Here is a 26,164-nt window from a genome sequence, read left to right as displayed (position 1 = left end):
ATCCCCTAGGCCACGGCCTGTTCCAGGCGATCAATCATTTCCTGGATGACGGAAATCACGCGCGCTGCTGCCGAGAATGCCTGTTCAAAGACGATCAGGTCCGCCAGTTCCTCGTCCAGATTGACGCCCCGAATACTGTCGGATTTGAACTGCAGGCTTTCGGTCAAGGTGCGCTGGCTGCTGATCTGGCGATCGTTGGTGTCGGCAAGCGACGAGCTGCGTGCGATGATCGATGAGGCATACTCGGAAAAGCTGACGTTCAACGACGGCAGGCCGCCCGAAACGGCGAATGAGTTGGAGTTGGACAATATCGCGGACAGTTCCTGGGCGACGCCATTGCTACCGGGAGAGGTCAGATATTCGCCGGCCTGACCCTTCGTTGAATCAAACTCCAGGCGCCCGGAGGAAACAAGACTGGGGGCGGAGATGATATCCTGCCGTACGGAAATCGCGGACGATACCCGAACATCGGCTTCCTTCATGCCTAGTTCGCTGAGCAGTGTCGTGCCGGCGGTCGCCGGGGCGCCGCCGGGAGAGGCGGAATGCGTGATGGTGAAGGATCTACCGTCGTCATGAGCGATGCGCAGCCGGAAGCCTGAGCCATCCGGAATCACGGAGGCCGTGATGTTTTCGACCGCCGAAAAACTGGTTCCGGCGACGGGCGCGCCGACGGGATAGAACATTCCGGATGTGTCCGTGCCGCCGTTGTTGATCAGGTCGGCGATCTGCTGCAGGGTCGCACCGGCCGGAATGACCACCTGTCCCAGATATTCGGGACCCGACCCCGTGTCCGGCGTGTTCGCATCACGGAAGCTGAGGACCGCGGAGGTGCTCACGAAGCTGGAGCTGAGCACGTTTGAATCGTAGATGTTTTCCGCCAGGCCATCGACGAACAGGTTGTTCAGGCCGAAGAAGCTGGAGAACCCGGAAATGGTTTCATCGACGGTTCCGTCGGCATCCTTGTCGAACTGGATCGAGGCGTCTTCGAAGTCGCTGCCATCCGCCGAACCGGTTTCGTCACGGAAGCCGAAGCCGAGCGCTGTGTTGTTGAGGTTGATCGACAGCTGACTCTGAGAGTTCAGTGTTACCGATGCCGAGGGGGCGCCGTTCAGCTGGAAGAAATCTTCAAGCCGTGCGGCCATCTCCGTGATGGTGATGCCGCCGCTGTCGTCGGTGCCGTCACCGAAGGTCTGGCCGTTGCCGGTGCCGCTCAGGATTTCGGACAGCCGGATCGAAACCGTCTGGGCGCCGTCGGCGTCCATCAACACAATCGCAACGTCGTCTGTTCCACTCAGAGAAATCGTCTGTTCCTGAGGCAGGGCAAAAATACGCTGACCGGTCAGTTCCTGGTGGCCGGGATACGGCGTGCCGCGGTTGTGGACCAGGTTGATCTGGTCGCGCAATTGGGCCGCCAATTCGTCAAGCTGCGACTGCAGGTTCGGCAGAACGTCGTCGCGCATGTCGAGCAGCCCGGCCAGCTGACCGCCGCGGGCCTGGGTCGTCAGGTCGTTGATGGCAAGCCGTTCGCCTACATAGATGCCGTCGATCTGGCCACTGGCGACCGTCGAGGTCGAGCTCATGGCGGCCGCGGACTCGTGGGTGATGGTCGGCGGAATGGTATCGACGAGCGTCAGGCCTGAGGACGTGAACACGACGACGTCGCCATCGTTGCGCGAGAAGAAACGAATATCGACCAATTCGGAAAGACGGTCGATCTTGTTGTCGCGCTGATCTTCAAGGTCCGTGGTGTCGTTGCCGGTCGAACCAAAGCGGATGATGTCGTCGTTGAGCTGATCGATGTCGGCCGTCAATTGATTCATCTCGGAGACGACGGCGGCGATCTGTTGGTCTGCCTGGAGACGCAAATCCTGGATCGTCCGGCTCATGGCGGCGAATTTTTCAACTGCTGCCTGGGCCTGGCGAACGAGTTCGCTCTGCTCAAGGATACGATCCGGAGACACGGCGAGCAGTTCCGCCGCTTCCTTGAACTCTTCCAGAATATGCGAGATGGAAGTGTTGTCTCCCGGGGTGCCGAACGTTTCCTGTATGCGTTGGAAATATCCTTCCTGAACCGAGACACTGTTCAGTTCACCCAACTCCTGGCGGATCGACTTGAGCAGGCCGCTGTCGACGACGCGGGTAAAGTCGGCGATCGACACCCCCGCACCCTGACCGGCCAGCACCACCGATTGCTGTTGGATGATCTTTCGCGAATACCCCGGGGTATTCACGTTGGCGACGTTTTGGGAAACGATGTTGAGCGCTGTCTGGTTCGCCAGCAGGCCGCTTTGTGCCGCTCTCAGTGCTTGTGTGATGTCGCCCATGGTCGTTCGGTTCCCGTGTGTTCGGTCGGAAGGCGGTTAAAGGTTCTGGTCAAGAGCGACGGCGACGGAATTGGCAGCCGCGCGGGTGCCTTCCTTGCCGGTGCGGCCGTTCTTCGAATAGGTGCCGGAATGGGGAACGGCTTTCTGCACGGCTTCGGCGAACAAATCGATGACCTGCTTGTTGGCGGTCATGCCGATTTCAAGACGCATGGCGTTTTCGCCGACGGCGTTGGCCAGGCGGGTGCCCGCGGTCGTCAGCTTCTCGTGCAGGTCGGGCGGAATTGCCTTCCAGTCCAGGTTGGCTTCGTCCAAATCCTTCATGCTGTTTTCATACAGGCGCGCGAGTGTCGCCTTGTCTTCGAGCATGGCCTCCACGTCGAGGAACCGGCGTTCTTCGAGCGCCAGGTTCTCGGCTTCGACTAGGTCGCTTAAGTGGTCGGTCAGTTCGACCATCTTCTCAAGACGTTCCATCGGTTCCATGAAATTTGGTCCTCCTGTCGGGCGCTTGTCAGCGCGCCTCCTGCATGCGGATAAGCTGGTCGAGAACGGTATCGGCGATGCCGACGCCGCCGGCCTTGGAAATGGCCTTGCCGTATTCGTCGATCTGCAAGTTGCGCCAGATGTCTTCGGCAGGGCCGCCGCCAAAGGGCTTTTCGGCTTCGATGTTTTCGAACATCGGGCGGATCATTTCGGAAATGAAGACCGACTCGAAATCTTCGGCGACGGCGCGCATGCGCTGCATGGACATTGCGTTGTGCGTCTTGCCGGTCAGGGCCCCGGCCTTGGCCGAAGGCGCGGTCTGCAGACCGACGAGCGTGGTATCGATGGGACTGCTCATCACATCACCTGAATTTCAGCCTGGAGGGCGCCGGCGGCCTTGATGGCCTGTAGGATGGTGATCAGGTCACGCGGTCCGATGCCCAATGCGTTCAGGCCGTTGACCAGATCCTGTAGCGTGACGCCTTCGTTGAACACGGTCAGGCGCTTGTCCTGGCCTTCGTCGATCTGCACGTCCGTACGGTCGACGGTGGTCGTCGTGCCGACCTCGGCGAACGGGCCGGGCTGGGACACCTGCGGGGTTTCCGTGATGCGGATGGTCAGGCTGCCCTGGGCGATGGCGACGGTGGAGATGCGCACGTTCTCACCCATCACGATGGTGCCCGACTGTTCGTCGATCAGCACGCGGGCCATCTGATCCGGCTCGATGCGCAACTGTTCGATGTCGGTCAGAAGATTGACCACGTTGTTGCGATAGTTGTCGGGAACGTGCAGCTGCACGGTCTTGGGATCCGACGGCCGCGCCGCGGTGGTGCCCAGGAAGGCGTTGACGGCCTGGGAAATGCGGCGCGCGGTGGTGAAATCCGGGTTCTTGAGGCTCAGCTTGACCACTTCCATGTCGCCGATCTCGAACGCGACCTCACGTTCAACGATGGCGCCGTTGGCGATGCGGCCCGAGGTCGGAACCCCCTTGGTCACGGTTTCGGCGTTGCCCTGGGCGGTGAAACCGCCGACCGCGAGCTGTCCCTGCGCCACGGCGTAGACCTCGCCGTCGGCGCCGAGCATCGGCGTGACCAGAAGCGTGCCGCCCAAAAGGTTGTCGGCATCGCCGAGCGAACTCACCGTCACGTCGATGCGCGAGCCCTGGCGGGAAAACGGCGGCATGTTGGCGGTCACCATGACGGCGGCGACGTTCTTGGAATCAAGGCCGGAATCGGTCGTCTGCACACCCAGGCGGTTGAGCATGGACTGCAGGCTTTCCTTGGTGAAATGGCCGTTGGAGAGCGAGTCCCCGGTGCCGTTCAAGCCGACGACAAGGCCGTAGCCGACCAGTTGGTTTTCACGGATGCCTTCGAAATCCACGATGTCCTTGATGCGCGACGCGGCGCCGGCACTGCCGGGCAGGCCAATGCTCAAGGCCACGAAAAACGCCGTGGCGGCGGCGGCCAGGCGTAGCGCCGAAGCAAGGCGGCCGCGGCCCGAGGTCTTGTCGCTGTTCATTTTTCCCGTTCTCGTCATCATTTCATTGTCTCAATCGACTGATGCCGGCCCTTTGCGGGCCATGGTTGTTCCCACCTGTTATTAAGCGAAAAGCGTGCCACCCAAGGGGGCGTCTCAACTAATTGAAATATAACGATTAATTTTCCGGGGACGCGGCCTTTGATCGGGCTTTCCCGGCAAGAGACACCCCATCATGGGCAACAATTGCCGGGCCCCTGAAAGCGAAAAGGGCGGCCCGAAGGCCGCCCTGAAAAACATCCGCATAACCGGAGAAACCCGGCAGGGGCGCGCCGCTAGCGTTTGAGGTTGGCGGCTTCCTGCAGCATTTCATCGGCGGTCTTGAAGCTGGTCGCGGCGACATTGTAGGCGGCCTGGGCCGCGATCAGGCGGCTCATTTCCGTGCCGAGATCCACGTTGGACCCTTCCAATGCGTTTCCAAGTATGGTCGCGAAGCCGGACTCGTCGGCGAAGACCTGGTTCGGCTCGCCGGAGGCTTCCGTTTCCTGGAAATTTTGGCCGTTGGAAATTGCAAGGCCATCCGGGTTTGGGAAGATCGCCAACGGCACCTTGTAGAGAACGCGGCGCGTGTTGTCCGTGAACTCGCCGTAAATCTCGCCGCCGGGCCCGAAACTCAGGTTGGACAGGGCGGCCGACTCGGCGCCGTTGTGTTCGTAGTTGGCGAAGGAGAAATCGCCGGAAAACTGGGTGAAGCTGCTGGCATCAAGGGTGAAGCTTGCGGTTTCACCGTCATCGAAGGTGACGTCGAAGGTATATTCTGAATCCGAGGTCAATGCCCCGCTGTTGCCAAATTCAAGACGCTGTGGGATCGAGGCCGTCGATGAGAAGGTAATGGCATCGCCGACGACATTATCGGCAGCCAACGGGGTGGCGGCGGCCAGCGTGATCTCTGCTTGGTTATCGGAGATGCTGGCAATCGTATAGGTGCTGTCGTTGGCGCCACTGCCGGCAATGGTGATCGAGTCACCCGGCTTCAAACCGGCGAAGGTGCCGGCAAGCTGCGTGCCGAGTTGTGGACTAACGCCGCCCGGATTGAGGTCGGAGAATGCCGTGATCACGCCGCCGCTGCCGGCGACGGTGGAAAACCGTATCGCATCAATTGGCAAGGTCGGGTTCAAGGCATCATAAGTCCTGGTCGTCACGGGCGTGTAGGTCCCCCCGGGTGACGACGTCACACTGGCGATATTGTCGCCAATCAGGCGGAAATCCCATTCGTTCGACGCGTCGAACGCCTTGGTGAAGTCGACGCGGATGCTTTGGGCGTTAAAGCTCGTGTCAACGACCTCGATGCTGCCGTTGCGCACGGTTCCTGCGGCGTCATCGGCCGGCAGGTTGACGTCGAGGGACGTTGTCGTTGTCTCCTCGCCACTGTCTTCGAAGGCAAACTGGTCGACCCGCATAGGCGCCGGCGTGCCCAGGGTGAAGGTGCCGTCCGGATTGACGGAATAGCCCAATAGGAAGTTGCCGAACTGGTCCGCAAGATAGCCCTGGTTCACGGTCGCTGCCGTGCCGTCCGAAAGCGTTACGGAATCCGTCAGGTCGGTGACGTTGATGTCGAAGGCGCCACGCCGGGTATACTGGATGTTGCCGTTCACATTAATGTCGGGCGAGACCATGAAAAAGCCGCTGCCGATGATGGCAACGTCCAGATTGCGGTCGGTGGTGCGGACCTGCCCCTGATTTGATATGCGCTGGAAATCTACGGGAGCCGTGCCGCCAAGGTCGGAATGAGAGGTTCCGGAGGCGCCTTCCGCCGTGGTCGCGCCGATCGAGGTGAACCCTTTGTTCATCAGGGTCCGGAATTCGGTGTCCGTACGCTTATAGCCGTCGGTGTTCAGGTTGGCGACGTTCTGCGAAATGGTGCTCAGCTTGTGGGACTGGCCCATCATGGCCGAGGTCGCTTGCTGAAAAATGCCCAAACTCATGTCTCGATGTCCCCGCGTCCAGGGACCCTCTTCGGTTTTTCCCGCGTAAATTATTGCAAGGTCGATGCCAAGAAAGAGGGGGGCTATTTATTTGAAAACAAAGAAAATTTATAAAGAGGCCTGGGCAAAGTCTGCCCCATGACCGCCCCGGGGCCATGTTGGGGGGAAATTCTTGCCGCCTTGGGTGCCGGGTGGGCGCTTCAACTGCCGCCGACGCAGGGGCGTTCAGGGGGCCGATTTGGGAAAAATCAGAAGATGTTCCGGCGCTACCCGGGCGCTGACCCGCGATCCGATTTCCGGCAGGAACACCCCCGGCATCCGGGCGTTGAAAAGGGGCCCAGCATCGTCGTCTCCCAAGGACAGGGTCAGATGGGTGGAGCGTCCGAGCGAGCGCGCCGAAACCACCGTCAGCGGGACGCCCGCGTCCGCCGTTCCGGGTTGGGACAGGTTCAGGGCTTCGGGGCGGACCAGTACCTGGACTTCGGCGCCTTCCGCAAGGTCATTCGCGGGAAACAGCCCCAGGGCAGAGACGAGGGCGCCGTTTTCCACCCGGCAGTCGAGGCGGTTGACGGGGCCGAACAACTCAGCGACGAACACCGTCTTGGGGTGGAAATAGATCTCGACCGGCGTGCCGGACTGAACGATGCGTCCGTCCTGCATGACCATGATGCGGTCGGCCATGAACATGGCTTCTTCCGGATCGTGGGTGACCATCAAGGTGGCGATACCGGAGCGCGAGAGGATTTGGAACGTATCCTGGCGGATCTGGGCGCGGCGGTTGACGTCGAGGCCGGAAAACGGTTCGTCCAACAACAGCACCCGGGGGGCCGGCGCCAAGGCGCGCAGCAGGGCGACGCGCTGCTGCTGACCACCGGACAGGGTATGGGGAAAGGCATCAGCATAATCGCCGAGGCCCATGGTCGCGAGGGTGTCACGGGCCCATTCCCGGCGGGTCCGGTCCTTCTCCGCCAGGCCGAACACGATATTCTCGTACACGGTCAGATGCGGGAACAGGGCGAAGTCCTGAAACATCAGGCCGACATTGCGTTTCTCCGGCGGCATCTGAGCACCGCCCTGGCCGTCGGCGACCGTATCCTCGCCGATGGTGATGCGCCCGACCTGTAGGTCCTCAAGCCCCGCGGCAAGGCGCAGCAGGGTCGTCTTGCCGCATCCCGAAGGCCCCAGCAGGCAGACCAGTTCACCCGGATTGACGAAGACGGAGACTCCGGACACCACGGTGTGATCGCCGAATGCATGCGAGACGTTCAGCATATGCAGGCCGTCGGCCCTGGACATGGTCGTCGGCGCGGCGGCGGGAGGGATCATGGGGGAGGTCATGGATGCCCCCCGCCGGTGTGGCCGGGGCGGCTGCGCAGAGTCGTCAGGGCCAGGATGACCACGGGAATCAAGCCGGCGGCGACGATGGTCAGCGCGCCCAGCGCCGATTCCTCGAACAATTCGTCCGACGCGTACTGAAACACGAAGGTCGCAAGCGTGTCATAGCCGAAGGGGCGCAGGATGATGGTAATGGGAAGTTCCTTCATGCAATCGACGAACACCAGCAGGCCCGCCGTCAACAGGCTAGTGCGGAGCAGCGGAAAATGGACGCGGGACATGGTCTGGAACGGGTTCGCCCCAAGCGTTCGCGCGGCGCCGTCCATGTTGCGTGAAACCTTGCCCAGCCCGGCCTCGATCGTGCCGAAGGACAACGCCAGGAACCGCGCCAAGTAACCGTAGAGAATGGCAATCACGGTGCCGCTGAACAGCAGCCCCGTGGATACACCGAATACCCGTTCCGAGAAAGCGTCGATCGAATTGTCCAGGCCCGCCATGGGTACGATCACGCCGATCGCCAACACGGCGCCCGGCACGGCGTATCCGATCGACGCGAAGCGCACGGCGGCGCGGGGCAGGGGGCCGGAGCCCATGCGCAACCCGTAGGCAAGAAGCAATCCGATGGCGACAGCGATGGCGGCAGCCCCCAGGGACAGCGAGATGCTGTTCAGGGTGATGGTCAGGTAATTGGCCTGCAGCGTGACGTCGAAGAACACCACGGCGTAGGACACCAGGACCGATGCCGGCAGAACGAAGCCGAGCAGGATCGGCAAGGCGCAGAAAGCGGCGGCCAGAGCGGCCTTGACGCCTCTTAGGTGGTAACTGGGCAAGGCTTGGATCTTGGTCGAGGTATGGTGATAGCGTTGCCCCCGCCGGGCCATCCGCTCAAGCACGACCAGGACGACGACGAAGATCATCAGGACCGACGCCAACTGCGCCGCGCCTGAGATGTTGTCCATGTTCAGCCAGACGTCGTAGATGCCTGCCGTGAAGGTCTTGACGCCAAAGAAGTCGACGGTCCCGAAATCATTGAGTGCCTCCATCATGGCCAGGGTCATGCCAACGACGATGGCCGGTCGGGCCAGCGGCAGGGCGACGTTCCAGAAGCTTTGCCATGCGCTTTTGCCGAGCGTGCGGCTGACTTCGAGCACGCAGACCGACTGTTCAAGGAAAGCCGCGCGGGCCAGCAGATAGACATAGGGATAGAGCACCAGGGTCATGACGGTGACAGCGCCACCCATGGAGCGGATTTCCGGAAACCAGTAATCCTGCCGATTGCGCCAGCCGAAGATCTCGCGCAGGGTGCCTTGCACCGCGCCGGCGTATTCCAACTGGTCCGTGAACACGAAGGCCAGGATATAGGTCGGCACCGCCAGCGGCAGGACCAAGGCCCAATTGAACAGCCCACGCCCGGGAAACCGGCACATGGTCACCAGCCAGGCCGTGCCCGTGCCGATGATGAAGGTGCCCAGGCCGATCCCGCCGATCAGCATCACCGTTCGCTCGACATAGCCGAACAGTACAGTGTTGTAGAGATGGCGCCAGATATCCGGCGCCGGGGTCATGGCGATGGTCGCTACGGCGATAAGGGGCGTTGCGACGAACAGTGCGACGGCAAGAGTTATGATCCCCCAGCGGTCGGGGATCAGGCGGGCGAGTTGGTATCGGGTTGCTGGCCGGTCAGCGACGGCGGCGGGGTGCGGCAAGGCGTGTGAACTCCCAGGTTGCGGAGGGCACAAAAGCAGAAAACGCCGCGGGGGGGGACCCCGCAGCGCTTCTGCCAGCTGGTTCGTTCAGGAACGAATCAGCTGCCGGGTCCGTCGTCAAATCCAACCTTGTCCACCAGTCGGGAGGCGGCGGGCCGCAGCTTGGCGATTTTCTCAAGCGAGAGCGTATCGGCCTTGAAGTCGCCCCAGGACTGGACGAGCTTCGAATAAGGAACACCGGGTTTCACCGGGTATTCCTGATTGTCTTCGGCGTAGATCTTCTGAGCCGCGTCACCGGACAGGAATTCCAGCAATTTCACCGCAGCTTCCTTGTTCTTGGCGCTTTTGGTTACGGCGGCGCCCGAAACGTTCATGTGGTTGCCGCGGTCACCCTGGTTCAGATAGGTCAGACGAACGGCGGCAGCCCACTTCTTCTGCTCGGGCTTCTCGTCGTTGGTCATCATCTTGCCCATGTAATAGTTATTCGTGATGGCGATGTCGCACACGCCTTCGTACACGGCCTTGGCCTGGGCGCGGTCATTGCCCTGGGGTTTGCGGGCCAGATTGGCCTTCACGCCCTGAAGCCACTTTTCAGCGCCTTCTTCGCCATGATGGGCGATCATCGAGGCGATCAGCGCCACGTTGTAGGCGTTCTTGCCGGAGCGCACGCAGATGCGGCCTTTGAATTTGGGGTCGGTCAGGTCTTCGTAGGACGTCAGTTCGCCCGGCTTGACCCGTTCCTTGGAAACCAGTGCCACGCGGGCACGGGACGTCAGGCCGAACCACAGACCTTCCGGATCGCGGAAGTGGGCGGGGATGTTCTTTTCAAGGGTATCGGACTTCACGGCCTGCAGAACGCCGCCTTCCTTCAGGGCGTACAGGCGGCCGATGTCGACGGTCAGCACCGCGTCGGCGGGGCTATTGTCGCCGGCGGCCTTGATCTTTTCCAGCATGCCCTTCTTGGCGAACACGACGTTCACCTTGATCCCCGTTTCCTTGGTGAAAGCGTCGAGGAGCGGCTTGATCAGGAACGGCTGGCGATAGGAATAGAGGTTCACTTCCTGGTCGGCTGCCTGGGCCCAGGTGGTGGCGCCGAAGACAGTCGAGGCGGCGACAAGACCGGCCGCAAACAGGCGTTTCATATGTGGCGTTTTGGTTTCCACGGGTCAGTGTCCTTCGTTGGTTTGGTTGTGAAATCCCAGAGGTTTGTAGGTGTCGAACGGTTGTTCGCAATCCCCGGCCTAATCCCAGCATAAAGTGAGATTGCGAATGATTATCAATATTTGCGCCAGTTATAACGGTCTGATTATGAGTTTGCAAGTCATTCTCGTTCTCGTGCCGGGAAGGCGTGAAACTGCCTAACCAGGGCTTGTGAAGGCTGCCACAGCGGTGCACGAAAGTGGGCAATGGTCTGGTGTTTTACCGTGTCATGGGCCAGACTGTGTCACGCGCAGGCGAACGGCTGGTGCGGTATCCGGAAATTCCGAAAAATTAACCGCCCGGCAATAAAGGGCGCGCCATACTGCGGGGCCGCGGTCGGTGTCGCGGGGAAAGGTCAGATAATGAAGGTTTCCAATATCGGTCCCGCCAAGGGTGTCGACAAATCGAAGCGCAAATCGGGCGCGTCGTCGTCGGATGCCTTCGCCGATGATTTGCGCGCGGCGACCGCCGACACGGCGGAGCAGGCGGCAGGCACCATATCGGGCTCGGCCGTCGCCGGCGTTGACGCCGTATTGGCCATGCAGGCGGCCGATGACGCGACTCAGGGCCGCTCCAAAGGCCTGTTGATGGCGCGCGGCGACCGGCTTCTTGATCGTCTCGAAGACCTTCAGATGGCGCTTTTGACGGGCAATCTGCCCAAGGAAAAGGTCATCGAACTGGCGCAGGCCTTGCGCGAAAAACGCCCGGCAACCGACGATGCGGGGCTGAATGCCCTGATTGATGAGATCGAGCTCCGCGCCGAAGTTGAACTGGCCAAGCTGACCCGATAAACCGGCCCGTCCGGGCACGGTCTTCTATTTCCCTGAAATCAATGGATTTCCTGTCCCCAGGCCGGGATAAATGATGGCTTGCCCTTAGGCGCTCCGGTCCGTATATTCCGCGCCCGTCGACAAACGGCAACCTGGCAGTTAACCGGGGGAGACGACTAAGAAATGACGATTACTGTTCCGCCAGATTATAATCCCAAGAAAGACAAGGATTTCATGAATCCTGTCATGCTGGAGTACTTCCGCCGGAAGCTCCTGAAATGGCGGGCCGAATTGCTCGAGGAATCCAACGAAACCCTCCAGTCTCTGCAGGAAGGCGGCATCATCGAGCCCGATATCGCCGACCGTGCGTCCATTGAAACGGAACGTGCGCTGGAACTGCGCACCCGGGACCGCGCGCGCAAGCTGATCTCCAAGATCGACGAGGCGCTGAAGCGCATCGAAGACGGCAGCTACGGCTATTGCGAGGAAACGGAAGAGCCGATCAGCGTCCAGCGCCTGGAAGCCCGGCCGATCGCGACCCTGAGTATCGAAGCCCAGGAACGCCACGAGCGCATGGAGCGCACGCACCGGGACGACTAAAGTCCCGGCAAAGGTTAAAGAGCCGCGCGAAAGGCCGACCTGGCCAGGTTCGCGCGGCTTTTCTATGTCCTGAATTGACCCGCTGTGCCGTATTCCCCGGCTTCTCCGGCACTGGCGTCAGGCGGGATTGTCGATCCCATTCACGCTTTCGACCACCAGCCTGTGGGGATGCCCGTTGCGTCCGGTCCAGTCAATGGACTGTCCGGCCGACAGGCCGATCAGCGCCGCACCGATGGGTGTCAGGATCGACACCTTGCCTGCCGAAATATCCGCTTCTTTGGGAAACACCAAGGTAATGGTTCGGTCTTCGCCCGTGTCGGTGGTGAAACGCAGGGTCGACCCCATTCTGACGACATTCGCCTGAATTTGTTCATCGGGAACGACTTCCGCCCGGTCGAGTTCGGCAAGAAGCTGGCTGGAAACGTCGGGGTTTCTGTCGCTCACCCCCTCGGCAAGCCCCCCCAACCGGTCATGGTCGCTGCGGGCGATGGTAATCGGGGGCTTGGACTGTGTCGCGTTTTCGAAGGTCATTGCTGGATCCCCTGGAAAGGAACCCGGCGCGCGCGGTGGGCGCACCGAATACGTTGCGTGTGATGTCTGAAAATTCCGGGTGTCGCGTCTGAATTAGGCCTGCCCCTTGTGACGGGGCAATTTGTCAGGTCCCCACGGCTGGGGACGCGACGTCGCCAAGCCGGGGGCTAGCCTCCCGCGAGGGGATGCTGCCGGCGAAGAATGACGCAGAGGTGCATGACCGTGTTCATGGTAATGGCCATAGGAAAACGGCGCGGGGAAGTCAAGCTGGATGGAGGGCATGCATCGGTCCCCAAGCTTGGAACAGGGGCGGCTTGGCCGACCCGGCCAATCCCCAAGCCGCCCAATACGGGCGGGGATTGCGCGGGCAAGTTCCTTCCAAAAAAGAGGCCGGCGCTGGGCGCCGGCCTTTGAAGTTGATCCAGGTTCTTCATACGAACCTAGAACGGGAAACTGTTGTCCGTTCGGTGGAGATGCCGCTCCTTCTAGAACGGGAAGAGGATGTCCCAAAGTTGCATTCCCCAGCGGGGCTGCTGAAGTTCGCTCAGCGTTCCGCGCCCGCCGTAGGCGACCCGCATTTCTGCGATCTTTTCATGGGAAATCTTGTTGTCGGAATCGATGTCGGAAGGCCGCACCACGCCGGTGACCATGAGTTCGCGCAGTTCCGAGTTCACCCGGAGTTCCTGGCGGCCCATGATGACCAGGTTGCCGTTGGGCAGAACCTGGGTGACGACCGCGGCGAAGGTCAGGCTGATTTCTTCCGACCGTTCGATGGAACCGTCGCCTTCCGTGCCGTGGGTGTTGCCGAAGTTGGCGATGGCGGCCGGGTTCACGCCGTCGGGCAGGTAGCGGGTCAGTTCGCCCTCGAAGCCCAACAGGTTGGTGACGTTCGCCGATTCATTGTCGATGCGGTCGCGCTCCGTCTTGTTTTCCAAGGTCGCGCTGTCGCTCAGGGTCATCTGCACGGTCATGATGTCGCCGACCTGCTTGGCGCGCAGATCCTTGAAGAAGGCCCGCGCACCTGCCCGCCACAATGAATTGGGGTTGCGTTCGGCGATCTTGGGTGCGGGCATGGGCATGGACACCGGCTTGTAGTCGGGCCGTCCCGTCGGGTTCTGGATCGGCGTGATCTTCGGTTCGTCACCGACCTGTGACAGGCGGGTGAGGGTGTTGCATCCGGCGACCGTGCCGGCCAGCAAGGTGACCAGGGCAGTGGTCCGAAGCAACTGACGGGAGAGGGAGATGATCGAGCCGTTCATGGGTTTTCTCCTAATTGCCCCTTAAGGGAAGGGGCGAATTCCTTTCGTGCCGTTACTGGCTGTTCTGCGCCAATTCGCGAATGCTCATCATCGTCACCTTGGCCCGGCTGGGCCCCGTGATTTCGCCTTCGAACACGGATTTGGAGCGCCGATTGACGATCTGCACCACGTCGCCGAGAGCCCCACGCTCAAGTGCTTTGCCTTGTGCGGTCAGGGACAGCGGGCCGTGGCTCAGGGTGACGGTCACAAGCGAGCCGCGTTCCACCAGGATCGGGCGTTCGACGTCGGACAGGCGGATCACGTCGTCGGGCCGCAGGCCGCGTTTGACAGACATGCCGACCAGGTCTTCCAGTTTGGTCACCGTGTCCGGCATGATGCGGTCGGCGCGGATGCGGATCCATTTCACGTCACGTTCCGTAAGGATGTCGTTGCGTGCCATCACCTTCGATACGACCGGGATCTTGACCACCGGATGCAGGCGGCCGGTCAGGCGCAACCGTTCCCCGGCCGGGTCGCCCTTGGGGATGGAGATGACCGCCGCGAAGCGCTGACTGCGCGGATCATAGCTGATGTCGTCGACGCCGATGGTGGGGGTGGCGCTGCCGGCGATATGGACGCGGGTCAGCTGCGTCGAAAGGTCCAGTTCAGAGGCCGGATCCGCACCCTTTTCAAACAGCGCCGCCATGATGGTGTCGATGATTTCGGCCCGTTCGATGACCTGGCTGACGCGTTCGACGACGACCTGTTGGCGGGCCGACAGCGGCCGCCAGTTCAGACGGTAGGCCCGCGCCACCCGGTAAAGCCAACGGGCGTCGAAGATGGCCCGTTCGCCGGGGGCGGGGGCGTAGGCCACCGCGGCATCGGCCTTCTCGCCGACGTTGATGAACAGGTCGCCCAGGTAGACCACCTTGTCATCGACGGTAACGGAGTCGCGGAGCAACGGCGCGGTCACCTTCTCGCTCTGCTCCGCCGCGTCGGCGGGCGACGTTTTCTTGGCGGCACCGGCCGCGGGCAGCGCGGCGACGGGCACCAGTGCTGCGGCCATTACGGCGGCGATGAACAGATTTCGGGCGGTCATGTCACTTTACCTTTCTGAGACCTTTCGGCCTTTTCAAAGTCTTGCGGACTTACGAAGCCGTTCTGGCTTTACTGTTTACTTGTCGTGCCGATTAGCGGAGCGACGTCAGCGTTCCCAGCATTTCGTCCGAGGTCTGAATGACCTTGGAGTTCATTTCATAGGCCCGCTGGGCGGAGATCAGGTTGGAGATCTCTTCCACCGCGTTCACGTTCGAGGTTTCCAGGAAGCCCTGAAGAATGGTGCCGTAGCCTTCCGTTCCGGGATTGCCGGTGGTCGCGCTGCCGGAAGCAGGGGTTTCCTTGTAGAGGTTGTTGCCGATGGCTTCCAAACCGGGTTCGTTCTGGAAATTCACGGTCTGAATCTGGCCGGCGTTGGAAAACTGCACCTGGCCTTCGATCTTCACCAGAACTTCGCCAGATGCGTTGATGGTCACGTCGATGGCGTCGTCCTGCACTGTGATCGGCGGGTTCAGGAGATAACCGTCATGGGTCACGATCTGGCCGTTCTCGTTAAGCTGGAACGTGCCGTCGCGGGTATAGGCGGTTTCGCCCGTGGGCAACTGGACCTGGAAGAAGCCCTTGCCCTGAATGGCCATGTCGAAGGTGTTGTCGGTGGACGACAGGTTGCCCTGCTCGTGGATACGATAGACGGCAGCCAGCTTCACACCGAGACCGAGCTGCACGCCCGTGGGCACGATGGCGCCGTTGTCGGCCGAGGTCGACCCGACGCGGCGCAGATCCTGATAAATCAGATCCTGGAATTCCGTGCGCCGGCGTTTGAAGGCCGTGGTGTTCATGTTGGCGAGGTTGTTGGAGATGACCTCGACGTTTCGCTGTTGGGCAATCATGCCTGTCGAGCCGATATCAAGCGATCTCATTTTTCCCGTCCTTTCGCTTGCCGGTTGCGGTTCCGGCGTGTTGCGTTGTGCGTTTTGTCGTGTCGTCGACGCGGCACTTCAGCCGCATGTTTTTTTGTTCCGGCGTTCGGCCGGCGGTGGTCTTTCCGGGCTTTCGGCCCGATCGATCGGTCCGTGGCGTCGCCGGTTTAAGCGTCGCGCGCCAGGCTTCTAATCATTTCCTTCTGGCGTTCGTCCTCACGTTCGATGAAGGACTTGGCGCTTTCATAACTGCGGTGCAGTTCGATCATCTTGGCCATCTCCATGATCGGCTCCACGTTGGACCCTTCCAGAGCGCCCTGGATGACATCCGGGCTGTCGACATCGATGGCCGGCGTGGTCGAGGAGAACAAGGCCCCCGAGGTCTGCTCCAGATCTTGCGGATTATCGAAGCGCACGATCCTGACCTTTCCAAGCTGGCCGTTCTCCGTCGAAATGGTCCCGTCGCGACCGACGTTGATTTCGGCGTCGTTGGCCCCGAGGGTCATCGGCTGGCCGCCGGTCGACAGCAGCGGATAGCCCTGCTGGTTGACGATCTGACCGCCCGTATCCAGGCGAAACTGGCCGTTGCGCGTATAAAACTCGTTGCCTTGCGGGTCGCGGACCACGAAGAAGCCATCGTTGCGGATCGCCATGTCGAGCTGGTTGCCCGTGGTTTCGATGGCGCCGTCCGTGGTGTCGAGCCGGGTCGCCAGATCGCGCGCAAAAGTGAGTTTGGGGCTGATGAGCCGTTCGCCGCCTTTGCTTTTGACGACATGCTCAACGAACATCATCTGGCTGGATTTGTAGCCGTTGGTGCTCATGTTCGCCAAATTGTTGGCGACAACTTCGAGCTGCCGTTTGAGCGCGCCTTGGCGCGAAGCGGCAATGACCGCTGTGGTTTCCATCTGATTTTTCCCGTTCTATTCGTTCTCTTCCGGTGTGGCCCCTTTAGCGGGACCTTCATCCGGAAGGCAGTTCATGTATTTCCGCCAAACCTGTTGCAGCCCCCGTGCCAAGTTAAAAAAATAAATTATTTCAAATAGATAAATATATTTATCGGGTCTGGGCACTGGGAAAATCCAGATACCTTTGGCAGCCTTTGCCGGGTATTTCTTGCCTAGAGCCAGTCGTTGCTGGCGGTGGCGGGACTTTGATATGATTACAGTCAGGGCTGTATGCGGGTGCCTTGAGTGGGCGCTTGCGCCGGATGTGCCGGGGGCAACGCCTTATTCCCGCTTCAACGACTTGTTAACGACCTGATTTTAAAGTGCCAAGACTTGGGATCAGGACGCTAGGAAACGGTTGCCCCGGATATGGCTGACGACGACGATCTGGAAAACGAAGAGGTCGGCGGCGCCGACGAAGACGCCGACGGCGAAGAAGGCGGCTCTTCCGAGGGTGCCTCCAAGAGCAAGAAGAAGCTCATCATCATCGTTGCGGTGCTTCTGCTTGTCGTGGGGGGGGCTGCGGCGGCGTTCTTCACGGGCTTGCTTGAGCCCCTGATTTCAATGATCACGGGCAAGGACAGTTCCTCCGCGGTCGCTTCGGGTGAAGCGCCGGAGGGCATCGGCCTGTTCCACGATTTGCCGGAGGTTCTGGTCAACCTGAATACGGCCGGCCGCAAATCCCAGTTTTTGAAAATGAAGGTGTCGCTCGAAGTGGCGAGTGAACAGGACAAACTGATCATCGATGCCGTGAAGGACCGTGTGATGGACAATTTCCAAGTCTATCTGCGGGAACTCAGGATCGAGGACCTGCAGGGTTCCGCCGGTATGTACCGCCTGCGCGAGGAACTTCTGCGCCGGGTCCGGGCGGCGACGGCGCCGGCCCAGGTCAAGGACGTCCTGTTCAAGGAAATGCTGGTTCAGTAGACTTATGGTACGCAGGGGATGTGACGGATGACGAGCCCGGCTGACGATCAAGACGCGATGGCCGCCGAATGGGAAGCCGCCATGGGCGGCGACGGCGGCGAAGGCGGCGGTGGCGGCGACGAACAGGACGAGCTTGCCGCCGAATGGGAAGCCATGATGGGCGGTGACGGCGACGGTGCGTCGACCGATGTCGGCATGGCCGCCCCCGAAGCCACCCGCGTTCTGAACCAGGATGAAATCGACAGCCTTCTTGGCTTTGACGACAGTCACGAGGAAGGCGCCGAGAAATCGGGCATCCAGGCGATCCTGTCGTCGGCCCTGGTGTCGTACGAACGCCTGCCGATGCTCGAGGTCGTGTTCGACCGTCTCGTGCGTCTGATGTCGACCAGTCTTCGTAACTTCACTTCGGACAACGTCGAAGTCTCGCTCGACAACATCGCCTCCATCCGGTTCGGCGACTATCTGAACTCCATCCCCCTGCCGGCCATGCTGAGCGTGTTCAAGGCCGAGGAATGGGACAACTTCGGCCTGATCACGGTCGATTCCTCGCTGATCTATTCCATCGTCGACGTGCTATTGGGTGGTCGCCGTGGCACCGCCGCGATGCGCATCGAAGGCCGTCCTTACACCACCATCGAACGCTCCCTGGTTGAGCGCATGATTCACGTCATGCTGACGGATCTGTCGGCGGCGTTCGAGCCCCTGAGCCCCGTAACCTTCCGTTTCGACCGTCTGGAAACGAACCCGCGCTTCGCGACGATTTCCCGGCCGTCCAACGCCGCCATCGTGACGCGCCTGCGCATCGACATGGAAGACCGCGGCGGGCGCCTGGAACTGCTGCTGCCCTACGCGACCCTGGAGCCGGTCCGCGAACTGCTGCTGCAGATGTTCATGGGCGAAAAATTCGGCCGGGATTCGATCTGGGAAACCCACCTGGCCGAAGAATTGTGGATGACCGAGGTTGACTTGGAAGCGGTCATCGACCAGCAGGTCGTCAGCCTGCAGAAGGTGTTTGACCTTCAGGAAGGCTCGCAGATGATGCTCAACGCGACGCCGGACAGCCCGGTCATGCTGTCCTGCGGCAACGTGCCCCTTTATATCGGCCGCATGGGCCGCAAGGGCGGGCGCATCGCGGTGCGCATCGAAGACCGTATCGACCGCGCGCCCAAGACGTCCTGACCGCGAATTTTAACGCCCGCGGTTAGCATTTCGTTCAGAACCTCGGGCATAGACTGGCCGCAGCGAACAACCCCGGTTCCCCCGTTTGGAACGGACCGTTACCCAGGGGATGGAGAGACAAGACCGTGAACTTTTCCTTTTCCTTGACGCTTGAAATCATTCTGGCCCTCCTGCTGGTGGTCATGATCTGGTATTCGGTGATCCTGAACCGGCGGCTGACCCGCTTCCGCGGCAACCGCGAGCAGATGGAAAAGCTGGCCGCCACCTTCAACGATGCGACGACCCGCGCGACCTCCAGTATCGGTGACTTGCGCATTGCCTCCGACGCGCTGCAGGATCAGCTGGCCAAGGCGGAAAGCCTGCGGGACGATCTGGTGTTCCTGGTAGACCGCGGGACCATCGCCGCCGATCGTTTGGAAGAAAATGTGCGCATTGCCCGGGACGAATACGTGGCCGGCGGCGATGCCGAAACAGCTGACCCGCTTGAGGCCGTCGAGCCCGTCCGCCAACAGCGCCCCGCGCCCAAGGTCGCGGCGGCCCGTGGTGCGCGGAATGCCGATGCCGGAGACCCCGCGCCGTCGGTCGGCGGCAAGAAACCCACGCCCCGCTCGGAAGCGGAACGCGCCTTGTTGAAAGCCATCCGCTCGGCCAACTAAGGCCGGGTATCGAATTGCCCCTGAAAGGCCCCGATTTACACGGGGCGGACATGGACCCGACGGACGCTTGAATGAACCCCTTTAGCAAATTCCGCTTTTTGCCGGTGACGATCTTTGTGGCGTCGATGCTGTTGACCGTGAAAATCGGTGATATCTGGAACAGCGTGGACGGCCTGAAGAAGGATGCCATCCAGGTTGCGGGTGCGGCGGAAGCCCAGACGGAAACGCCACCCGCCGCCGCCCAGCCGCCGGCTGCGGAACCGGCTCCGGCGCAGCCCGGTGAGGCGCCCGCCGCCGAGCAAGCCGCCGTACCAGGTGCAGCCGATCCGAACGCCGTCGCCGCCCCGCCGCCGGGCGATCCGGCCGCTTCCAAGCTGATTACCGATGATCCGACGCTGCTGACGCCGCAGGAAATCGACCTGCTGCAGAACTTGGCCGACCGCCGGCGCGAGATCGAGGCCCGTGAACAGGAACTTCAGGTCCGTCAGGGTATGCTTGCCGCCGCCGAAGCCCGCATTGACCGCAAGATCGCCGAATTGAAGAACCTGCAAGCGGAAATCAATGGCCGCATCAAGGTGTTCGACGAGCAGCAGGAAACGAAAATGGAAAGCCTCGTCAAGATCTACGAGAGCATGAAGCCCAAAGAAGCGGCGCGGATTTTCGAGGACCTTGAGATGGATACCCTGCTGGAAGTCGCCCAGCGCATGAAGGAACGCAAGCTGGCCCCCGTGATGGCCAAGATGAATCCCGAGAAAGCGCGTGAGGTGACGGTGCAACTGCGCGACCTCCGGTCGCTGCCGCGCGAAGGTCTGGACCAGGGAAATTAGGGCATTTCCTGCCTATGACTATGGACCTATCGCCTTAAAAAGGCTTGCTCTGCCCCCAGCCATGAATAAACTGCCGGTTACTGGGGCTATAATCATAAATTCCCATGCGCAAAGCACGGAGTAACAGATGGCTGTCGACCTGAATATGAACGTCCTGATCGTGGATGATTACCAAACCATGCTCAGGATTCTGCGCAACCTATTGCGCCAGTTGAATTTCAAGAACATTGATGAAGCGTCCGACGGCTCAGAAGCACTCAAAAAGCTTCGGGCGAAGGCGTTCGGCTTGATCATCTCCGACTGGAACATGGAGCCCATGACCGGGATTCAGCTGCTGCGCGAAGTCCGTGCGGATGAAAAGTTGAAGCACATCCCGTTCGTCATGATCACGGCGGAAAGTAAGTCTGAAAACGTGATCGCGGCTAAGGAAGCGGGCGTTTCCAACTATATCGTCAAGCCGTTCAACGCAGAAACGCTCAAAGGCAAGCTGATCAGCGTCCTTGGCGAGTTCTAAGGAGACCGTTATGGCGACAGACTCGGTCGATCCCGAGTTGGCCACACGTCTTCAGGAACTTGGAAGGGAACCTGGCGGCTCGGTCAAGGTCGAAGAGATTGCAGAAGTGGTGGAGGCGATCCTCACCACCATGCAAGGAGACCTGTCCGCCGTCGATGTCAGGCTCTACGAGGAGCTGGAAAGCCTGTCGCGCTTCATTTCCGAGGCCAAATCCGACATCGCCGCCCTGCGCCCGGACGAAGTGAAGGACGAATTCCTTCCCAAGGCGGCGGATGAACTGGATGCCATCGTCGAAGCGACGGCGGAAGCAACCAACTCGATCATGGATGCCGTCGGCGAGATCGAGGAGGTGATGTCCAAGCTCAAGGGCAAGAATTCCGAGCGTCTGATGGACGCAACCACCAAGATTTACGAAGCTTGCGGGTTTCAGGATATTACCGGCCAGCGGATCACCAAGGTGGTCGGCGCCCTGCAGCACATCGAGGAAAAGGTCGATGCGCTGCTTAACGCCTTCGGAGACGAGATCGCCAAGTACAAGGCGGCCAATCCGAAGACGGAAGAGGCCCCGGTAGAGGAAGCCATTCCGGCGGATGAAGACCTTCTACATGGCCCGCAGAAGAAAGAGGCGGCGATGTCGCAGGCCGATATCGACGCCCTTCTGAACAGTTTCGACTGATCCATCTTGCCGGCATTTGCGGGGGTTTTGGTAAGGCCGTCTTTACCAGATTTCTGCTAGAATCCCGGCATGGCTGAACGTGATTTCCTACCGCCGATCCCGGATACCGCGCGCGGGCCCAATACGCCCGCGCTGTTCCTGTCGCTGTTCCTGTTGGTTCTGGCGTTTTTCATCCTGTTGGTGACCATTTCCACCCTGGAGGAGGTCAAGACCAAGTCGGTGATGGACAGTCTGACGTCGACCTTTACCTCGATCGTGCCGCCGTCCACGGATCCGACGCGTTTCAAGTCCAAGGAAGGGGATTTGATCGCTGGGCAGCAATACCAGGAAACGGTCACCGACATCTTCGCTGCCGCCCTGCAGGTGGCCCAGGTGAAGGTCGTCCATCCCGGGCGCCTGATGCAGGTTCAAATCCCCGCCAGCACCCTGTTTGCCGAGAATGCGGCACGCATCTTGCCGTCGCAGTTTGAACTTCTCGACCGCATTGTCGCGGCGGCCAGCGGGCGCCCGCCGGGTCTGCGCTTCGATCTGGAATTCATTATCGGATCACGTGTTCGCGCCGACGGCGGTCTGCCTCAGTCACAGACCCTGGAACTGGCACGGGCAGGGGCTTTTGCGCGGGAAATGGCGCAACGCGGTCTGCCGCCGGATTCCATCGCCATCGGGATTGAGCCGGGTGACCCCAGTGATGTCACCATGTGGTTTTACATCCGCCGCGAAGCGGAAACCCGGTTGCGCCTCGACGGCGATGGTGAGGAGTAGGGGGCGCCATGCTGTTGCCAAGACGCTCCGAACGGGATTTGGAACGCGATCACAAGGCGTCGCAGATGTGGCTGCTGACGTTCACGGACTTGGTGTCGTTGATGCTGACCTTCTTCGTCATGCTGTTCTCCATGTCCAACGTCAAGCTGGACCGCTGGGACAATGTGATTGATTCCCTGTCGCAAAGCCTGGCCCCGGAACAGGTGAAAACGCCCATTTCCTCGACCGCCACGCACAACATCGCGACGGTGTTTCGTAAACGCGCCATTAACCTGGATTATCTAACATCCGTGCTGCGGGAAAAGATTGATAGCGATGAATTGCTTAAGCAAACGCAGTTCATGCGGTTGGAGGACAGATTGGTCCTGGCCTTGCCTGGGGATTTGCTGTTTGAGGCAGGACGTGCGGTCATGACAGACCGCGCGCGCGCCGCCTTGTTCCGCTTGGGCGGGGCGCTCAGCACCGTCGCCAACCAGTTGGGCGTCAACGGCCATTCCGACCCGTCGCCGGTGGCTGGTGGCGACTATGCCTCCAACTGGGAACTGTCGACCGCCCGCGCCGCCGCCGTTGCCAACCAACTGCGTGCTGCCGGCTACGCCGAACCCATCGTCGCTTTCGGATATTCGGACAGCCGTTATGACCAATTGCCGCCCATGCCGCCGGCCCAGCGCCAGTTGATGGGGCGGCGCGTCGACATTGTCGTGTTCCCGACGTCGGGGGGGCTGCGATGACCGTTCGCCGGATTCTTGGCACGGCCCTGATGGCCGTGGTTCTGGCCTGGGGCCTGTGCTTGGCGCCTTTGGAAGAAGCCCGCGCGCAAGATGCGGTTCAGGTCAACGTGCGCGCCGGTGCTCATGCCACCTTTACCCGCGTCGTGTTCGATTGGCCCACCAAGGTGCCTTATAAGCTCACCAAGGACGGCGGCCTTGTCACCGTGATCTTTGAGGCGGCGGCGCAGATCGACGACGCCGACCTCAACCGTAACCCGCCGCTGTTCGTCGGCGGCATTCGCTCCGCCACGGAGGGCGGGCGCACGGTTTCGGTGATCGCCGTGCCGCCGCGCTCCACCGTGCGTGATTTCTATGCCGGGAACAAGATCGCCCTGGACGTCCGCGAACCCGCACCCTGGCAGGACCCGGTTGCCGTTCCGGCGCAGGTGAGCGTGCCCGGCGGCGGCAAGGCCCCGGCCACTCCCCAGGCTGCTGATGCCAAACCGGCCTCTCCGGCGACGGATCCCGTGCCGCCGGTCGCCACCGTACCGGCCAAGCCAGCCGTTGCCGCCCAGGCCCTGCCGCAGCCGCCTCTCCAGAAACCATCGGCCCCCGCTGCCACTGCCAAAACCGCACACGCTGCGGGGGGCACGGCGACCCGGGCCGCACAGCAACTTCCCCAGGGCGCTGCGCAGAAGTCCCCGCCCGCTGGTCAGCCGCTGCTTTTGACCCCGCCGGCCCAAGCCACGGCAACGGCCCCTGGCGCCGCGCCCGCGCAACCGCCGCGCACGGCAACCGCCCAGGCGTCGGGGCAGGCCACCGGCAACGCTGCGGCCCAAGCCCCGGCCCCCGGGCCGGCGCCGAGTGCGCAATTGTCCGTGGCCAAAGGTGACGAAGGGACGGTAACCCTGCGTTTCGACTGGGAAGAGCCCGTCGCCGCCGCGGCATTCCGGCGTAACGGATTTCTGTGGCTGGTGTTCGACAAGCGCACCAATGTCAACGTTCCCGCCTTGCAAGAAGCCGGGGGCGCCGTCATTTCGACACTGCAGCAGGTCTACATTCCCCAGGCCACCGTTCTGCGCATGACCACGCCCAAGGACGTCAATCCGTCCATGCGTCGGGCCGGGTTGGCTTGGTTGATCGATTTCCGAACCCAGGAAGCGACGCCCAAGATTCCGCTGGAAGTCCAGGCCCAGCCGGATTCCCCCATCGGGGCCCGCATCTTCATGCCGCTGCCAGAACCCGGCAAGGTGATCCCGCTGACCGATCCCATCGTCGCCGACAATATGCTGGTCGTGCCGGGTATTCCGCTTGGCCATGGCGTGGCCGGAACCTACGCCTATCCTCAGTTCGAAATTCTACCCTCCATCCAGGGCGTCGTGGTGACGCCGCGTATCGATGATGTGCGTGTGCGCTCGCTGCGTCAGGGCGTGGAAATCGCCAGCGCGGCGCCCACGTTCCCGCTGAAGTTCTCGCCGGTGTCCCAGGAAATGGCGGCAAGTGCACGGATGTCGGCGATGCGGCCCCTGGTCCGTGTCCTGGATCTTGAGAAATGGGACACGCCAAACGACGCTGCGATCCTGCAGACCCGCGCGATTTTGGAACAGGCTCTTGCCGTGGCGCCCAAGGCCGGGCAGCGGGAAGCACGCATGAACCTGGCCCGGTTTTACTTTGCCAATGCCTATGGCGCGGAAGCCTTGGGCGTTCTGGCCCATGCCCTTGAGGTGCAGCCGTCGCTGGCTCAGGATCGCGAATGGCTGCTGCTGCATGGCGGCGCTCAGTTTCTTCTGGGCCGCCTGCCCGAGGCGGAGAAGGATCTGTATAACGCGGCACTAAACGGCAGTGACGAGGGCGAATTCTGGCGCGCGATCATCCAGGCCGCGCGCGGTGACCTGAACGGGGCCTCCATCGAGTTGCGCCGGTCGGGCTCAATTGCCCGTCCTTATCCCCGCGCGCTCCGGTTCCGATTATTAACCATCGTCGCCGAGGCGGTGGTGGAAATCGGCGACGTGCGCACGGCAGAAACATTGATTTCCACGCTGCTGGCCGATGGTCCCAGCCCGAGCCAGGAAGCCAAGATCAAGTTCGTGCAAGGACGTTTGGCGGAACTGGAAGGCGATTTCGACGGCGCTGTTTCGCTGTGGGAAGAGGTCATGGACAGCCCTGATCGGCTGGCCCGTTTCCGCGCGGCGCGGACGCGCGTTGAACTTCTGCTGCGTCTTGACCGCATGACCAAGCGTGAAGCGACGGAAGAACTTGAAAAACAGCGCTTCGCCTGGCGCGGCGACAATCGTGAATTCGATCTTTTGCGCCGCCTGGGAGCGCTCTACCTGGAACAGGATAAATACCGCGAGGCGCTGCAGACCTTGCGCCAGGCCGCGACCCATTTCCGCGACCATCCGGATGCAAAAGCTGTGACCAAGGAAATGTCGGACACCTTCAATGCCCTCTATCTGGAGGACAAGGCCAATGCCCTGAAACCGGTCACGGCGATCGCCATCTATGAGGAATTCAAGGAACTGACCCCCGCCGGCTCGCGCGGCGATACCATGATTCAAAAACTCGCCGACCGCCTTGTCGGGGTCGACCTGCTGGATCAGGCGGCGGCGCTGCTGGAAGGCCAGATCAAATTTCGTCTGCAAGGTGCCGACCGGGCACGCGTCGGCGCGCGCCTTGGCCTGATCCACCTTCTGGCACGCAAGCATGCGGACGCCGAACGGGTGATCCGGGCGACCGCTGCGGACGGCTTGAACGCCGACCTTGCACAACAGCGCAATCATCTTCTCGTTCAGGCCCTGATGGGACAGCAGCGTTATGCCGACGGGCTGGCATTGCTGGAGCCGGATCAGTCCATGGACGGTGAACTCCTGCGTTCGGAAATCTACTGGACCATGGGCAATTGGAATGACGCGGCCCAGTCCCTGCAGCGCGTCGTGACGGCAAGCGGTGCCCGCCGTGGTGAAAAGCTCAACCGTAAACAGGCGCGCTACATGCTCAATCTGGCGACGGCGATGACGCTCAGCGGTAATGAACGCGGCCTTGCCCGTATCCGTGACAACTTCGGCGCTGCCATGGCCGAGACTGATATGGCGAAGGCCTTCGATCTGATCGCGGCGCGTCCGGCCCTCGGCCTGATCTCGCCGGAAAGCGTCAAGGAACGGGTCGCTGTGGCGCAGAACTTCAAATCCTTCCTGACGGCCTACCGCGAGCGTCTGGAAAAAGACCCGCTCAGCGCCATCAACTGATAATCGGGCATAAAGAAGGCCCGGATTCCATTTCTGGAACCGGGCTTCTTCTGCGCTCGTCCCGCGATGAACGCGGGTGTTTACGCGTTGTCGCGTGATCGGC

At 61.4% G+C, this 26,164-nt stretch carries 24 protein-coding genes; 11 read left to right on the top strand and 13 right to left on the bottom strand.

Features of this window, described 5'->3' with window-relative positions:
* Positions 1–5 precede the first annotated feature (5 nt).
* The 8 genes from flgK to KFF05_12325 form a co-directional block, all read right to left on the bottom strand.
* On the bottom strand, positions 6–2,324 hold the full coding sequence (gene flgK / locus KFF05_12360) for a flagellar hook-associated protein FlgK (GenBank protein ID UTW50734.1): 2,319 nt from the start codon (positions 2,322–2,324) through the stop codon (positions 6–8).
* Positions 2,325–2,360: 36 nt separating this feature from the next.
* Entirely contained in the window at positions 2,361–2,804 is a 444-nt protein-coding gene (locus KFF05_12355; GenBank protein ID UTW50733.1) for a hypothetical protein, read from the bottom strand.
* A 28-nt stretch (positions 2,805–2,832) separates the two neighbouring features.
* Positions 2,833–3,162 (bottom strand): rod-binding protein, encoded by a 330-nt coding sequence (locus tag KFF05_12350; GenBank protein ID UTW50732.1) that lies wholly within the window; start codon positions 3,160–3,162, stop codon positions 2,833–2,835.
* On the bottom strand, positions 3,162–4,322 hold the full coding sequence (locus KFF05_12345) for a flagellar basal body P-ring protein FlgI (protein UTW50731.1): 1,161 nt from the start codon (positions 4,320–4,322) through the stop codon (positions 3,162–3,164). Before KFF05_12345 ends, KFF05_12350 begins: the two co-directional genes overlap by 1 nt.
* A gap of 293 nt (positions 4,323–4,615) precedes the next feature.
* Positions 4,616–6,265 carry a flagellar hook-basal body complex protein gene (locus tag KFF05_12340; GenBank protein ID UTW50730.1) on the bottom strand — a complete coding sequence of 550 codons (1,650 nt, stop codon included), beginning with the start codon at positions 6,263–6,265 and terminating at the stop codon, positions 4,616–4,618.
* A gap of 225 nt (positions 6,266–6,490) precedes the next feature.
* Entirely contained in the window at positions 6,491–7,561 is a 1,071-nt protein-coding gene (locus tag KFF05_12335) for an ABC transporter ATP-binding protein (protein UTW53695.1), read from the bottom strand.
* 38 nt (positions 7,562–7,599) lie between these two features.
* Positions 7,600–9,165: an iron ABC transporter permease gene (locus KFF05_12330; GenBank protein ID UTW53694.1), complete on the bottom strand. Its 1,566-nt coding sequence runs from the start codon at positions 9,163–9,165 to the stop codon at positions 7,600–7,602.
* 239 nt (positions 9,166–9,404) lie between these two features.
* The gene (locus tag KFF05_12325) at positions 9,405–10,448 is read right to left on the bottom strand and encodes a Fe(3+) ABC transporter substrate-binding protein (protein UTW50729.1); all 1,044 of its coding nucleotides are present in this window, start codon (positions 10,446–10,448) and stop codon (positions 9,405–9,407) included.
* A gap of 420 nt (positions 10,449–10,868) precedes the next feature.
* On the opposite strand from KFF05_12325, the gene KFF05_12320 reads away from it, so the two are divergent.
* Together KFF05_12320 and dksA are read left to right on the top strand one after the other, a co-directional pair.
* Positions 10,869–11,297, top strand: a complete 429-nt coding sequence (locus tag KFF05_12320) for a flagellar biosynthesis protein FlgI (GenBank protein UTW50728.1) — start codon at positions 10,869–10,871, stop codon at positions 11,295–11,297.
* 162 nt (positions 11,298–11,459) lie between these two features.
* The gene (dksA, locus tag KFF05_12315; GenBank protein UTW50727.1) at positions 11,460–11,876 is read left to right on the top strand and encodes an RNA polymerase-binding protein DksA; all 417 of its coding nucleotides are present in this window, start codon (positions 11,460–11,462) and stop codon (positions 11,874–11,876) included.
* A 117-nt stretch (positions 11,877–11,993) separates the two neighbouring features.
* Here dksA and rnk read toward each other — a convergent pair whose 3' ends face one another.
* From rnk to flgF, 5 genes are all read right to left on the bottom strand, one after another.
* Positions 11,994–12,407 carry a nucleoside diphosphate kinase regulator gene (gene rnk, locus KFF05_12310; protein ID UTW50726.1) on the bottom strand — a complete coding sequence of 138 codons (414 nt, stop codon included), beginning with the start codon at positions 12,405–12,407 and terminating at the stop codon, positions 11,994–11,996.
* Positions 12,408–12,892: 485 nt separating this feature from the next.
* Complete coding sequence (locus tag KFF05_12305; GenBank protein UTW50725.1) at positions 12,893–13,666, bottom strand: flagellar basal body L-ring protein FlgH; 774 nt, start codon at positions 13,664–13,666, stop codon at positions 12,893–12,895.
* 52 nt (positions 13,667–13,718) lie between these two features.
* Positions 13,719–14,744 (bottom strand): flagellar basal body P-ring formation protein FlgA, encoded by a 1,026-nt coding sequence (flgA, locus tag KFF05_12300; protein ID UTW50724.1) that lies wholly within the window; start codon positions 14,742–14,744, stop codon positions 13,719–13,721.
* 91 nt (positions 14,745–14,835) lie between these two features.
* Positions 14,836–15,621 (bottom strand): flagellar basal-body rod protein FlgG, encoded by a 786-nt coding sequence (gene flgG / locus KFF05_12295; GenBank protein UTW50723.1) that lies wholly within the window; start codon positions 15,619–15,621, stop codon positions 14,836–14,838.
* Between the two features lie 167 nt (positions 15,622–15,788).
* The gene (flgF, locus tag KFF05_12290) at positions 15,789–16,526 is read right to left on the bottom strand and encodes a flagellar basal-body rod protein FlgF (GenBank protein ID UTW50722.1); all 738 of its coding nucleotides are present in this window, start codon (positions 16,524–16,526) and stop codon (positions 15,789–15,791) included.
* 408 nt (positions 16,527–16,934) lie between these two features.
* Here flgF and KFF05_12285 point away from each other — a divergent pair, with 408 nt between their 5' ends.
* From KFF05_12285 to KFF05_12245, 9 genes are all read left to right on the top strand, one after another.
* Positions 16,935–17,492, top strand: coding sequence for a flagellar basal body-associated FliL family protein (locus KFF05_12285; GenBank protein UTW50721.1), 558 nt, complete (start codon positions 16,935–16,937; stop codon positions 17,490–17,492).
* 27 nt (positions 17,493–17,519) lie between these two features.
* Positions 17,520–18,671 (top strand): flagellar motor switch protein FliM, encoded by a 1,152-nt coding sequence (gene fliM / locus KFF05_12280; protein UTW50720.1) that lies wholly within the window; start codon positions 17,520–17,522, stop codon positions 18,669–18,671.
* 125 nt (positions 18,672–18,796) lie between these two features.
* Positions 18,797–19,327 (top strand): hypothetical protein, encoded by a 531-nt coding sequence (locus tag KFF05_12275; GenBank protein ID UTW50719.1) that lies wholly within the window; start codon positions 18,797–18,799, stop codon positions 19,325–19,327.
* Positions 19,328–19,398: 71 nt separating this feature from the next.
* A complete protein-coding gene (locus KFF05_12270; protein ID UTW50718.1) occupies positions 19,399–20,154 on the top strand; it encodes a hypothetical protein in 756 nt (251 codons plus the stop codon).
* Positions 20,155–20,281: 127 nt separating this feature from the next.
* Entirely contained in the window at positions 20,282–20,668 is a 387-nt protein-coding gene (locus KFF05_12265; GenBank protein UTW50717.1) for a response regulator, read from the top strand.
* A 10-nt stretch (positions 20,669–20,678) separates the two neighbouring features.
* Positions 20,679–21,344, top strand: a complete 666-nt coding sequence (locus tag KFF05_12260) for a protein phosphatase CheZ (protein ID UTW50716.1) — start codon at positions 20,679–20,681, stop codon at positions 21,342–21,344.
* A 69-nt stretch (positions 21,345–21,413) separates the two neighbouring features.
* Positions 21,414–22,106, top strand: a complete 693-nt coding sequence (locus KFF05_12255) for a hypothetical protein (protein UTW50715.1) — start codon at positions 21,414–21,416, stop codon at positions 22,104–22,106.
* An 8-nt stretch (positions 22,107–22,114) separates the two neighbouring features.
* Positions 22,115–22,837: an OmpA family protein gene (locus KFF05_12250; protein UTW50714.1), complete on the top strand. Its 723-nt coding sequence runs from the start codon at positions 22,115–22,117 to the stop codon at positions 22,835–22,837.
* On the top strand, positions 22,834–26,061 hold the full coding sequence (locus KFF05_12245) for a tetratricopeptide repeat protein (GenBank protein UTW50713.1): 3,228 nt from the start codon (positions 22,834–22,836) through the stop codon (positions 26,059–26,061). Before KFF05_12250 ends, KFF05_12245 begins: the two co-directional genes overlap by 4 nt.
* Positions 26,062–26,164 lie beyond the last annotated feature (103 nt).

The organism is bacterium SCSIO 12827, assembly GCA_024397995.1.
In the GTDB taxonomy this organism is placed as follows: Bacteria; Pseudomonadota; Alphaproteobacteria; order Rhodospirillales; family Casp-alpha2; genus UBA1479.
Note: the sequence above shows the minus strand (reverse complement) of the source record. Positions and strands in the feature narration are given on the sequence as shown.